The organism is Nonomuraea sp. NPDC049709 (genome assembly GCF_040674815.1).
In the GTDB taxonomy this organism is placed as follows: domain Bacteria; phylum Actinomycetota; class Actinomycetes; order Streptosporangiales; family Streptosporangiaceae; genus Nonomuraea.
The window spans coordinates 1-12,185 of the sequence record NZ_JBFANM010000155.1 but is presented as its reverse complement, the minus strand read 5'-3'; the positions used below and the strand labels follow the sequence as shown (position 1 = coordinate 12,185).

The window sequence follows — 12,185 nt, the reverse complement described above, 5'->3', positions numbered from 1 at the left end:
CTTGCTGGAGGACTGTTGAAGACACGCATGCTGGGCGCCGCGCTGGGCATCGCAGTATTGAGCGGACTGCTGGTGGCAAGCCCGGCGCAGGCGAGGGACGGAGTGTCTTCCGGCCGTACGAACCGCCCGAGCGGCGGCGACGGGTACGCCCAGGTAACCGTCGACTTCGTCAGCCGGACGAAGGTCGTCTTTCGGAACTTCACGGTGCGCGACCTCTGCCCCGGTGACAACCTTCCGGTGAAGGCCCGGATCGTATACAAATACACCACCGGAACCCGAACCTGGCGCACACTTCCCTGGAAGAAGGACACCAACGGCTGCGCCGACAGGGGCAGCAACTTCGGAAACGTCACCCTCTCCCGCTCCCGGTCCATATCGGCGGTCACCCTGGAGCTGTGCGTCTACAACAAAAAGTCTGACTTTCACTGCGTCAACACCACGACTCGCCACAACCAGTACGTACACCCGGGCCGCTGACGCTCAGGCAGGTCACAGCATGTTCCCGATCGGCCCGGACATCTCGGGGACGGGCTGATCGAGCAGCTCGTCCACCTCCGCGCGGGTCAGGAGGCGCGCCTCCAGCAGAGTCGTGAAGCGGTCCCGCCAGATCCTGCGCGCCTCGGTGGGCCGGCCCAGCTCGTGCAGGGTCGGGCCGTACCACCAGCGATCCTGGCCAGCAGCGTGACGGCATCGCGGTTGCCGAGCCCGGCCGGATGCAGGTGGCGGGCTCGGTCGAGAGTGCTCAGAGCGTCGCGGGAGATGACGAGGGCCCGGCAGTCGGCGCCCGCCGGGATGAGCGGGCGCACCTGGCCGGCGTCGAGCGCGTTGTCGAGGATGACGAGCAGGTTGCTCGCCGCGGTGAGCGACCGGCCGGCCGAGTTGGCCAGCTTCGCAGCAACCGGGCCGCATGGGCGAGAGTGAGGCTTTTCCAACCTGATCGCGCAGGTCAGCAAGGACGGCGCCGGGACCGGTGGACATGAGAAGAGGCTCCCGGTAAGACAGCAGTCGCCCAAGATCCGATGCCTCTACCGGAGAGCCTCGTTGCTGTCATACCGTGCCGCGATTCCGCTGTCCAATCACACCCTGATCCGCCTGGCCGCGCTGATCCGCGCCCGGCGCGCCGAGCGCCGCTGCCGATGGCGACGCCTGGACCCATCCCGGCAAGCCCTGCTCGTGCTCGCCCACCTGCGCAGCGGCGACACCTACACCCGTCTGGCCGCGGGCTTCCACGTCGGCACCAGCACCGCCTGGCGCTACGTCCGCGAGGCGGCCGACCTGCTCGCCCTGCTCGCCGACGACGTCCACGCCGCCGTCTTACGCGCCGGCCGGCTGGCCTACACCATCCTGGACGGCACCCTGATCCCGATCGACCGGCTGGCCGACGAACGGCCCTACTACTCTGGTAAACACCGGCGTCACGGCATGAACGTCCAGGTCCTGGCCGATCCGACCGGGCGGCTGGTATGGGCCTCACCGGCGCTTCCTGGTGCCACGCACGACCTGACCGCGGCCCGCGTCACCAGCCTGATCGACGCGCTGACCGCCGCGGGGGTGAAGACCTTGGCCGACAAGGGCTATCAAGGCGCGGGCGGCAGCATCCGCACGCCGTTCAAAGGCCATCGGCTCCGGCCGCCGCTGTCGCGCCATCAGCGCTCGGTCAACCGTGCGCACGCGCGCATCCGCGCCTGCGGGGAACGCGCCATTGCGACCTTGAAGACCTGGAAGGTCCTGGCCCGGCTGCGCTGTTGCCCGCACCGTGCCACCACAATCGTGCAGGCCATCCTCGTCCTGCAGCTCATCGAAGAAGCGCGAACGAGCGTGGTCGTTTAGGCGCTGACGCAAGTGACGTTTCATCGACTCAGGCGGATTCTTCGGCATGCCGCTCATCGTGCCCTCCAAGAGATCAACCACGCTGCTCGGTGAGCCAGGGTGAGAACGAACCCTGGATCGTCGATCGCCCCCAAGCACGTACGGCGTCCAGCCATGCAGTGGCGATCGTAGGGCTGCATCTGTGCGGCGCGGCAACCCCGGTCGGCGTGTTCGGTTGGTACGGCGGGGCCGGCGCGTGGTGCCCGGCCCGGTGTCCCGCCGCCGTCCGGGACCGGCCCCCAGGCCGCACGCTCGGACGGCGGGCGGGCGGAGGGCCGGGGGTACGGCGGCGCGCCGCGCCGCCGCTTGACCCCAATGAGATCGATTCAGCAAGTTTTCAGGGCCGGGCTCGTGCTCGTTAGGAGGAGTCAGGGAGCCAAAGAGGGAGCCAACACCTCCTGATCAGGGACGACGGCCATCGACGGTCTGAGCCGCCCCATCAGGTAAGAGACTCCCCATCCGACGCCCTCCGACGCAGTCAGACCCTCCTTCCCTGCCGCAGCGTCAACGTCAAACCCGCGGCGCTCTTCGTCCAGAGCACGGCCGGCATGCCGTCCGCCGCTGCGACGGGCTCACGCGACCTCGGCCGGCGGCCCGTTCCCGCTCGCGCAGTGCATGGCGCAGGGCGGTGCGGGGTTCTTGCGCGGGGTTCTTGTGCGGGGTCTTGCCCGTGATGAGCCGCAAGGGACGTGTGCGGGCAGCAGGTGGGCGGTGCCGCTGTCCCGGCACACCCGTTCGACGGCGGCGCCCTTGAGGGGACGGAGGCGCTCCGGTGCTCCAGATCGAGGTCGGCGGTCTCGTACGGCACCCGCCCCAGCGTCTTCTCCGGCGGCCTGGGGGTTACCTCCCATCTCGGACGGGGGCCAAGGCGGTTCTCCGCCCGGTGACCACGCTCCTAGCGTTGCCAACGCACGGATTTCAGCTGCGAGCAGGAGGTGGTCGATCGTGAGCAAGGTGACCCGGCGGGGATTCATGGGCGGGGCGGCGGCAGTCGGCGGAACGGCGGTGCTGGGCCTCGGCCCACCGTCGAGAGCGGGGGCTGAGGAACCGGGGCCGGTCCGGGTGGTCCCGGGTGACCCGCGCTATGAGGATCTCGCCGTGCGCCGGACGAACCAGCGGTTCACCCCCGGACCGGAGTACTTCCACGTGGTCGGCTCGACCGAGCAGGTGGAGCAGGCCGTGGCGGAGGCTGTCGGAGCCGGCAAGCGGGTCACCGTGCGCAGCGGCGGCCACTGCTACGAGAACTTCGTCGGCGACGGCGCGCAGGTCGTGATCGACATGTGTGAGATGTCGGAGGTGTACTTCGACGACAGGCGCGGCGCGTTCGCGATCGAGGCGGGCGCGACGTTGATGCAGGTGTACCGGAAGCTGTACCTGGGCTGGGGGGTGACGATTCCCGGCGGCCAGTGCGGCGGGGTGGCGGCCGGCGGCCACATCGCCGGCGGCGGGTACGGCCAGCACTCGCGCCGGTTGGGGGCGGTGGTCGACTACCTGCATGCCGTGGAGGTCGTGGTGGTGGACCGCTCGGGGCGGGCACGGGCGGTGGTCGCCACGAGGGATCCGTCCGACCCCGAGCATGACCTGTGGTGGGCGCACACGGGCGGCGGAGGGGGGAACTTCGGCGTCGTGACGCGCTACTGGATGCGCGACCCGAAGGCGAAGGGGAAGGATCCCCGTACGCTGCTGCCCAAGCCGCCACCGGCCCTGCTGGTCTGCGCTCCGGCCTGGTCGTGGAGCGATATGACCAGGGAGTCCTTCACCACCTTGCTGCGCAACCACGGTGAGTGGCACGAGCGCAACAGCGCCCCCGGCTCGCCGTACGCGGGGCTCTGGAGCGCGCTGATCGTCCAGAGCCGCGCCCAGGGGGCGGATCCCGGCGGCATGATCCTGCCGACCATGATGGACGCTTCCGTTCCGAACGCCGAGCGCCTGCTCACCGAGTACTTCGCGGCGCTGACGCGGGGAGTGGGGGCGCGGGCGTACATCCCTCCGGTGCGACGGCTGCCGTGGTATCACGCGGTCAGCACGCAAGCGCTCGGTGCCGACCAGGAGTCTGGGAGGTTCAAGGCCAAATCCGCCCAGCTGCGCCGGCGGTTCACCGACCGGCAGATCGGGGTCGCCTACGACCATCTCAGCGTGGCCGGTCCGGGGGTGCTGCTGCTGGCGTCGTACGGCGGGCAGGTCAACACCGTGGCCCCCAGCGCGACCGCCATGGCCGAGCGCGACTCGATCCTCAAGGCGCTCTATCTGGGCACCTGGACGGAAGGGGAGGGCGCCGAGGGCATCGCGTGGGTGCGGCGCTTCTACCAGGCGATGTACGCCGGCACGGGCGGCGTACCGGTCCCGGGCGGCGCCTACATCAACTATCCCGACATCGATCTGGCCGATCCGGCGTGGAACACCTCCGGCGTGCCCTGGTCCACGCTCTACTACGGCGGCAACTACCCGCGGCTGCAGCGGGTGAAGGCCCGCTGGGACCCGCTCGGGGTGTTCCGGCATGCCCTGTCCGTCCGGCCCACCCGTTGATCAAGGCCCAGCGGGGTCCGGCGGCCCCGGCCGTGCGTGGTTGAGGAACGCCAGCACGGCCAGGACCCGGCGGTTGGTGTCGTCGGTGGCCTCGAGGCCGAGCTTGGCGAAGATGGCGGCGATGTGCTTGCCGACCGTACCCTCGCTGATGTAGAGCTGGCCGGCGATGGCGGCGTTCGAGCGCCCCTGCGCCATGAGCTGGAGCACCTCGCGCTCGCGCGGGCTCAGCGACGCGACCGGGTGCAGGGGAGAGGTGCCGCCGAGCAGCTTCGAGATCACCTCCGGGTCCATGGCGGTGCCGCCGGCCGCGACCCGGCGCAGCGCGTCGACGAAGTGGCCCGTGTCGAACACCCGGTCCTTGAGCAGGTAACCGACGCCTCCGGCGCCGTCGGCCAGCAACTCGCGGGCGTAGATCTGCTCGACGTACTGCGACAGGACCAGTACGGGAAATCCGGGATGGCGGGTGCGGGCCTCGATGGCGGCGCGCACCCCTTCGTCGGTGTAGCTGGGCGGCAGGCGCACGTCCACGATCGCGGCGTGCGACGGGTGCCTGGCCAGGGCGTCCAGTAATTCCTCGCCGGTGTCCACGGCGGCCACGATCTCGATGCCGTGAGCTCTCAGGAGGTGGGTGAGCCCTTCCCGGAGGAGGTAGACGTCCTCGGCGAGGACAACGCGCATGGAATCTCCAAGATGGCAACGGTCGGTCCGCCCGGTGGGCTGGACAGGATCAGAACTCCGTCGAATCCGTCGAGGCGGCGCCGGATGCCGTGCAGCCCGCCCCCGCGCCCGGCCACGGCGCCGCCCCGCCCGTCATCGGCCACGGTGACCGTCAGCACGCCGTCCGCGTGGCGCAGCTCCACCAGGACCCTTGACGCGGCGGCGTGCTTGGCGGCGTTGGTCAGCAGCTCGGACACGGCGAAGTAGACCGCCGCCTCGATCGGTGCGGCCACCCGGCCCGGCAGGTGCACGCGAACCTCCGCCTCCAGCGGAGCGTCCATCGCCAGGGTGCGTACGGCGTCGGCGAGCCCGCGGTCGGCGAGTACCGGCGGATGGATGCCCCGGATGAGCTCGCGCAGCTCGCCGAGCGCGATCACCGACATGTCCTTGGCACCGGCGATCATCGCCTTGGCCGCCTCGGGATCCTGATCGATGAGCCCTTCCGCCGCCCCCAGCGTCATCCCGACGGCCACCCACCGGGCCTGCGCGCCGTCGTGCAGGTCGCGCTCGATCCGGCGCAGCTCGGCGGCCTGGGCGTCCCGGATCCGGGCGCGGCTGCTGGTCAGCGTGTCCACCCGGCTCGTCAGCAGCGTTGCCCTGGTCGGGCCGAGCAGCGACCGGCTCAGCAGGGCATGGCCGCGCAGCAGCGCCGGGGCGACCGCCATGCCGAGGGCGGCGGCGGCCAGGCCGGCCACCGGAGCCGGAACGCCCGACAGCGCCGGTACGGCGGCGTGCAGCAGGTCGTCGGGCGACCACGTCAGCCCGGTGAGGAGGCCCAGCCCCTCGGTCCACAACCACAGCCAGCACAGCCCGGCCAGCCCGCCGACGATCAGCGCGGCCGGTCCGGCGAAGAGCACGGCGGCGACGGGCACCTCCAGGAACAACCACGCCAGATCCCGCCACGAGGCCCGGTCGCGTACCATCCACCCGAACCGCCGCGCCCGAACGGCGGCTCCCCGCGTCTGGTGGACCGTGCCGACCGGCCCCCACCCCAGTCGGTACGACCCGTCCGGCTCAGGGTCGGGCAGCGGCGGCTCGGGGCGGTACGGCTCGGCGATCCGCACGCCCGTCCACTCGCCGATCCGGGCCCGGCGCCAGGACACGAAACGACGCGAGCCCAGCACCGTCTCAGGCCACAGCCGCATCGGCATCAGCCCGATCGACACCACCTGGGCCACGGCGAACACCATCGCCACCCCGGACAGCACGAAGCTCGCGCACAGTCGGGCCCCGGCGCCGGCCCCCGCCCCGACGGCCTCCGCGACGCGGCCCGGCGCGCGGCGTGCCGACGGCGCGAGCAGCACCCGGGTCCAGCGGGCGTGCAGGTGCAGCAGCCGGGGCCCGAGCACGAGGCCGAGCAGCATCGCCGCGGCGCCGGCCGGGCGGTGGAACCACACCGCGGCGAGCCCGCCGCCGATCAGCGCCGGCGCGAGTCCCGCCAGCACGCCGCCGACCAGCGGGTTGAGCATCATCCACGACAGGTCGCGCGCGGTCGCCGGATCGCAGCCGATCCACCGCAGCCGTGCCAGGTAGGCGGGCAGGAACGCCGAGCGGAACAGGGCGTCGCCGTCGCGGTACCAGCCGTCGGCATCGCGTACGGGCGGCGGCGGAGCCGGACGGTAGGGCGAGGCGATCACCACGCCACCCCACCGGGCGGCCAGCCGCCGGGCCAGTGCCGGCAGCCGGCGGCCGTGCTCGACGAAGAACGCCGGAGACGGCAGCCCCGCGTGCGCGCCCACGAAGATCACGATCAGGAGCGGCGGTCCCAGCAGCGCGAGCCCCGCCAGCGCCAGGCCGCGCAGGGGCGCGCTCGTGTAGCCGACGAACCTTCTGCCTCGCCCCACCCTGCGCCTCCACGAGCCACGGTCCCGGCAGCCCGGGGGCCTGGACCGTCCGACTCCTCGATTCTGCGTCGCCGTACCTGCGGTCGGCACGATGAAAGCACGCTGGGGGAAAGCGACGGCATGGGTGCCAGCACCCATCTGCGGGGTGCGGGAAGGCGACCGGGATCAGCGGAGGGTGGCCAAGGTGCTGAGGGGGTTGTCCAGGAGGTTAGCGAAGGCGAGTTCGGCGGCCCCGGCGAGCGTGGTGTCGTCACCGAGGGCCGTCACGGCCAGGCGGACACGTTCGCGTGACACCGGCAGGACATGCGCGTCGATCCGGGCGTGCACGCGTGGCGCGGCGCCCGGGTAGACGTCGCGGAGCATCCCGCCGAAGACCACGAGCGCCGGGTTGAACAGGTTGATGAGGTTGACCACGCCGACGCCGAGCCAGTCGCCGACGCGGTCGAGGGCGACCCGTGCTCGGGCGTCACCGGACCCGGCGAGGGCGACGACGGCCCGGATGCCGTCGCGTCCGACGAGTTCGTCGGACCGTCCCGCGTAGTCGAGCAGCGCCTCTTCCCCCACCTCGGCCTCCAGGCAGCCGCGCGACCCGCACAGGCAGGGCCGCCCGTCGAACGGGTTGACCAGCATGTGCCCGAGTTCGCAGCCGTAGCCCGCGTCGCCGTCCAGGAGCTTGCCGCCGACGATGATCCCGCCGCCGACGCCGACGTCCCCGTGCAGGTAGATGAGGTTGTCGACGTCGCATCCCGCGCCGCGCACGTGCTCGGCGATCGCACCCAGGTGCGCCTCGTTGCCCACCTCGACGGGAAGCCCGAGGCCGAGCCCGGCGCCGAGTTCCGCGCCGAACGCCTGGTCCACCCAGCCGAGGTGCGGCCCGTACCGGACCGTGCCGTCGGCGCGCCTGATCAACCCGCAGTACGACGCGCCGACACCCACGCACAACGCGCCCGGACCGGCCCCGACGACCAGCTCGCGGCCGAAGGCGGCGAGGACGCCGACGACGTCCTCCAGGTCGACCCCGGCGCGGGCGCGCACGGCCTCGCGGCGGTCGAGGACCCGGCCGCCGAGCCCGACACGGGCCGCGAGCAGCCGATCCACGGCGACGTCGAACGCGAGCCCGTACACCGTCCCCCGCTCGGGCATGACGACGATGGACGGCCGCCCGGCGCGGCCCCGCCCGGTGGGAACGCCCTCGCGGACGAGCCCGGCCGCGGCGAGTTCGGCGGTCAGGTCCATGATGGTGCTGCGGTTGAGGCCCATCCGGCGGCTGAGCGCGGCCCGGGACACCGCCCCGTCCTTGTGGACGCACCGCAGCACCTCACTCAGGTTCCGCTGCCGCATCTGCTCCTGCGTCCGCGCGCCCGCCGCCGATCCCGTCACCCCCGCCAGCCTAGGACCTGTCTGCGAATGATCACAGCCCGCGCGGGAGGCAGGCCATGGTGACGACGGCGATGCCGGAAGCGGCGGCCTTGCCGGAGCGGGCGACCCGCCCGCGCCGCCGGTCACGGGGTGGCGGTGCCCCCGTCCACGCCGATCGCCGGGAGCGGCCGTGCCGCTCTGGTCGCCGCCCCCGCGTCAGGCCCGCACGCCGCCTCCAGCAGGTGGTCCCCGAGCGCGAAGTCGATGGCGTGCGTGACAGGACTACCGTTCTCGTCGAGCTGCTGGTAGTTCCGCAGGTTGGTGCCGAAGGCGAACTGGCGGCCGCCGTCGGCGTCGGAGAACGCGAAGGTCTGCATGCCGGGGATGCTCCCGTCGTGCCCCCAGAACCTGCCGCACGGCAGGTCGAGGGGGTAGATCCCGAGACCGTAGTCGAGCAGGGCGCCCGAGAACGACCGGATGGGCACGGTCTTCTGCATCTCGGCGAGCAGGGGAGCGTCGAGCAGCTCGCCGCGCAGCAGCAGCCGGAAGAAGCGGTTGAGGTCCTCCATCGTCGAGGCGACCGCACCCGACGTCCAGGCCCAGGACATGTTGTAGACGCTGTAGTCCTTGGGCGGGTCGAAGTAGCCGAACAACGCCTCGTACGCCTTGGAGCTCGGCCCAGGAAGGTACGGCGTACGCGGGAACGACGTGTGCCGCAGGCCGGCCCTGCGGAAGACCTGGTCGGTGATGTACCGCTCGGCGCTCGTGCCCGTCACCTTCTCCAGCAGCAGGCCGGCGATGACGAAGTTCGTGTTCGAGTACGCCCCGGGTGTCACCCCCGGCTGCCCGGTCGCGGGGGCGCCGAGCCCCGCCCGCGCCAGCTCCTCCGGCGAGAAGGCGCGGAAGCGGTTGGCGTCCAGGCTCTCGACCGTCGGGAAGATCACCTCGGTGTGGTTGGCGATGTGGCTGGTGTGGTCGAGCAGCATGCGTACGGTGATCCGCTGCCCGCGCTCACCCGGGACCAGGTCCGGCAGGTAGCGGCCGATGGGCGCGTCGAGCTCGATCGTGCCCTTGCCGACCTGCTGTAACACGGCCACGGCGACGAACGACTTGGTGACGCTACCGGCCCGGTGCACCATCTCGGGGCGCGTCGGGCGGCGGGTCTCGACGTCGGCGAAGCCCGCGGCGCCCTTCCAGCTCCGCCGGCCGTCCACGACGTTCGAATAGGTGCCGTACATGCCGGCCTCGTGCATGGCGTCCAGCGTCTGGCGCAGCCGCTGCCGGTCGAGGCCGCCGTCCTCGGCGGCGGCCGCGGGTCCCGCCGCGAGCAGCGCGGCGGCCAGGGTCGCGGCTCCCAGCCGCGAGGCGAACGTGCTGAATCGACGAATGGTCATGGCGCTCAGCATGAGCCTTCCGCCCGGCGGAGGTCAGTGCGCTGTGTCACGGGTCCCGCATGACAGAAGTCAACTCTCGCACCAAGCCGGCGTGGCCGTCGTCGAGGTCCTTCAGCGCCGGACACCCACGCGGTTGTGCCGCAGGGCGAGGCCGATCCAGGCCCCGAGGGCGGCCAGCGCCGCGAGCACGATGATGCCGATCTTGAGCGGAGTCCCCATGGCGCCTTCGTCGTCCACCACGGTCGTCGCCGCGGCGGCCCTGTTCCGCGCGGGCGCCGTCGCCTGGTCCGGTGTGGGAGCGGTCACGGGCACGGCGGCGACCACGCCCGCCTTCACCTTCACCGTCTTCTTCGCCTTGGAGGGTTCGGTCGCGGTCACGGTGACCCGCCACTCCCCGCTCGGCAGCGGCTCGGCGGAGCGGTAGAGGTTCTGGCCCTCGCTCGCCGACCGGAGCGGCACCGGGCCGAAGGACCGGCCGTCGGCCGAGGTCGCGGCCAGCGTCGCCTCGACGATCTCCGTGACGGGATGGCCGTCCTTCTTGTACGTCACCAGCACGTTGACGTTGTCGGCGCCGTCTCCCGTCACCTCCAGCTCGATGGGTCCGCCGTGCGCGGAGGCCGCGGGTGCGCCGAGCACCAGGGCGAGCCCGGCCAGCAGGACGGTGAGGACGTATGCCGGTGCCTTCTTCACGAGTGGTGACTCCCCTCGGGTTCGGTATCGGGGGTGAGCGCCCCTTCGCCGGGTGATGTCGGTAGGAACACGTGCTGGTGGCCGTAGCCCGCGTCGATGTTCACGGCGTCGAGAGCGGTGGCTCCGATCGACCAGGTGAAGAGCGCGTCGGCGCGTTGCCGTGCGGCCAGGTCCATGGCGGCGGTGCGGGCCGGTCCGGTGAGGTCCCGCGCGGCCGCGTAGGTGTCGACGGTCGTGGCGATCTGCCGTACGGCGGAGGCGAGACTCGACCGCGCCACGTTGGTGGCGGTCTCACCGGACGGCGGGTCGGCGAAGCCATGGACGGCCGCGGCCGCCGCCTGCCGCCAGGTCTCGACGTCGGCGGCGGTCACCGCGACGGGGCCCGCGGTGCCGTCGGCGGGCATGGCCCGGCCCAGCCCGTCGAGCACGGGGACGAGCCGGGCGCGCGTGCTGCGGGCCAGCTCCGTCAGGGCCTTGATCTGCGTCTTGTCGCGGACGGCGGACTCGGTACGGAGGCGATCGGCCGTCTGCTCGATCGAGCCCGGCCGGGTCATGCCGAACACCACACCGGCGGCGACGATCGCGCCGAGCGTGAACGCGGCCATGAGGGCGAGCACGCGGCCCCGCATCGCATGCCGTACGGGGGCTGGTTGCCTGGGTCGGTTGATGGTGGCCACCTCCTGAGGGCGGATGTCGATGGACCTCACGCCTCCTGAGGCGCGCCTCGGCCGGCAAGCATGATCAACTGTTCGATCCGCCTGCGGCGCCGGGCGGCGATCAGCCGGATGGCGAGGAAGGCGAGGACGAGGAGGGCGAGGAAGCCGAGCTGCGGCCACGGCAGGGCCCAGACCGTGGTGTCGATCGCCACCCGCTCGGCGGTGACGCCCGGAAGCGGTTGGCCCGCGGGGGAGGGGATCGCCGTGACCGTCGTGCCGACGGGCCCCAGCGGCCAGGCGCCCGGCACCCGCGCGACGAACGTGCGGCTGCCGCCCGGCATGAGTTCCCTGGCCTTGGCCGCGGACGGGTCGCTCCAGCTGCTCTCGCCCACGAACGTGGACGTCAGAACCCGGTTGTCCGTGACCAGCCGGACGTTGCCGACGTTGGCCACGGTGTAGGTCACCTCGACCGATCCGGCGGCGAAGGGGTTCCACGACCCCGCGTACTCGGCCCGCACGTCGGTCACGGCGACCTTGGCCACGAAGTCGCCGGTGACGCGGATGTTCAGGCGGACGCCCACCCGGTTCTGGACCCGTACCTGGCCGGAGACGGTCTCCAGGGACGCGGTCACACCCGCGGGGTGGTCTCCCGGCGTCGCGTTCTGGGGGATCGACACCGTCACCGGCACGACGGAGGTGGCCCCGGCGGCGATGGTCACCTTCTCGGGGACCGCTATCCAGGAGCCGCCGTCGGTGGGTGCGGTGCCCGAGGGCCGCATGTCGAAGTAGCCCTTGGAGGTCAGGTAGCCGTCGTTGGCGTCGATCGCGAAGTCGACCGGCTGGGTGGAGCGGTTGATGACCGCCACGTGCTCGACCACCTGCTGGCCGCCGGCGAGTTCGAGGTCGATGACGCTGCGGCCGTCGGGGCCGCCGGCGTTGGCCGGCACGACCGACCAGGTGATGTCGGCGCCGGACGGGCTGGCGGACGCCACCGCGTCGGACGGAGTGGCGATCAGCAGGGCAATGCCGAGAGCGGGTAAGGCAGCGAGGCGGGCGAGGGCGGCTCGCGAACGGCTTGTGGTCAACAGAGGTGTCTCCAGTCTCATCGTGGGCGGCCGGGGCCTGTGCCA

General features: G+C 72.1%; 10 protein-coding genes. 3 read left to right on the top strand and 7 right to left on the bottom strand.

Annotation, left to right across the window (positions count from 1 at the left end):
* The 3 genes from AB0J69_RS60110 to AB0J69_RS60100 all read left to right on the top strand — a co-directional run.
* A partial coding sequence (locus AB0J69_RS60110; RefSeq protein WP_364137967.1) for a hypothetical protein occupies positions 1-477 on the top strand: 477 nt, incomplete at its 5' end.
* Between the two features lie 564 nt (positions 478-1,041).
* Positions 1,042-1,830: a transposase family protein gene (locus tag AB0J69_RS60105; protein WP_364137965.1), complete on the top strand. Its 789-nt coding sequence runs from the start codon at positions 1,042-1,044 to the stop codon at positions 1,828-1,830.
* 984 nt (positions 1,831-2,814) lie between these two features.
* Complete coding sequence (locus AB0J69_RS60100; RefSeq protein ID WP_364137963.1) at positions 2,815-4,395, top strand: BBE domain-containing protein; 1,581 nt, start codon at positions 2,815-2,817, stop codon at positions 4,393-4,395.
* Here AB0J69_RS60100 and AB0J69_RS60095 read toward each other — a convergent pair whose 3' ends face one another.
* From AB0J69_RS60095 to AB0J69_RS60065, 7 genes are all read right to left on the bottom strand, one after another.
* Positions 4,396-5,073: a response regulator transcription factor gene (locus AB0J69_RS60095; RefSeq protein WP_364137961.1), complete on the bottom strand. Its 678-nt coding sequence runs from the start codon at positions 5,071-5,073 to the stop codon at positions 4,396-4,398.
* Complete coding sequence (locus tag AB0J69_RS60090; protein WP_364137959.1) at positions 5,013-6,956, bottom strand: sensor domain-containing protein; 1,944 nt, start codon at positions 6,954-6,956, stop codon at positions 5,013-5,015. Before AB0J69_RS60090 ends, AB0J69_RS60095 begins: the two co-directional genes overlap by 61 nt.
* A gap of 165 nt (positions 6,957-7,121) precedes the next feature.
* Positions 7,122-8,345, bottom strand: a complete 1,224-nt coding sequence (locus AB0J69_RS60085) for an ROK family protein (RefSeq protein ID WP_364137969.1) — start codon at positions 8,343-8,345, stop codon at positions 7,122-7,124.
* Between the two features lie 113 nt (positions 8,346-8,458).
* Positions 8,459-9,709, bottom strand: coding sequence for a serine hydrolase domain-containing protein (locus AB0J69_RS60080; protein ID WP_364137957.1), 1,251 nt, complete (start codon positions 9,707-9,709; stop codon positions 8,459-8,461).
* Between the two features lie 111 nt (positions 9,710-9,820).
* Positions 9,821-10,399, bottom strand: a complete 579-nt coding sequence (locus tag AB0J69_RS60075) for a hypothetical protein (protein WP_364137955.1) — start codon at positions 10,397-10,399, stop codon at positions 9,821-9,823.
* Positions 10,396-11,106 carry a hypothetical protein gene (locus AB0J69_RS60070; RefSeq protein ID WP_364137953.1) on the bottom strand — a complete coding sequence of 237 codons (711 nt, stop codon included), beginning with the start codon at positions 11,104-11,106 and terminating at the stop codon, positions 10,396-10,398. Before AB0J69_RS60070 ends, AB0J69_RS60075 begins: the two co-directional genes overlap by 4 nt.
* Positions 11,103-12,140, bottom strand: coding sequence for a hypothetical protein (locus tag AB0J69_RS60065; RefSeq protein WP_364137951.1), 1,038 nt, complete (start codon positions 12,138-12,140; stop codon positions 11,103-11,105). Before AB0J69_RS60065 ends, AB0J69_RS60070 begins: the two co-directional genes overlap by 4 nt.
* Positions 12,141-12,185: the final 45 nt, after the last annotated feature.

Excerpts from the sequence above, each read along its gene's own strand:
- AB0J69_RS60080 (WP_364137957.1), bottom strand. The coding sequence starts at position 9,709 with ATGACCATTCGTCGATTCAGCACGTTCGCCTCGCGGCTGGGAGCCGCG.
- AB0J69_RS60095 (WP_364137961.1), bottom strand. The coding sequence starts at position 5,073 with ATGCGCGTTGTCCTCGCCGAGGACGTCTACCTCCTCCGGGAAGGGCTC.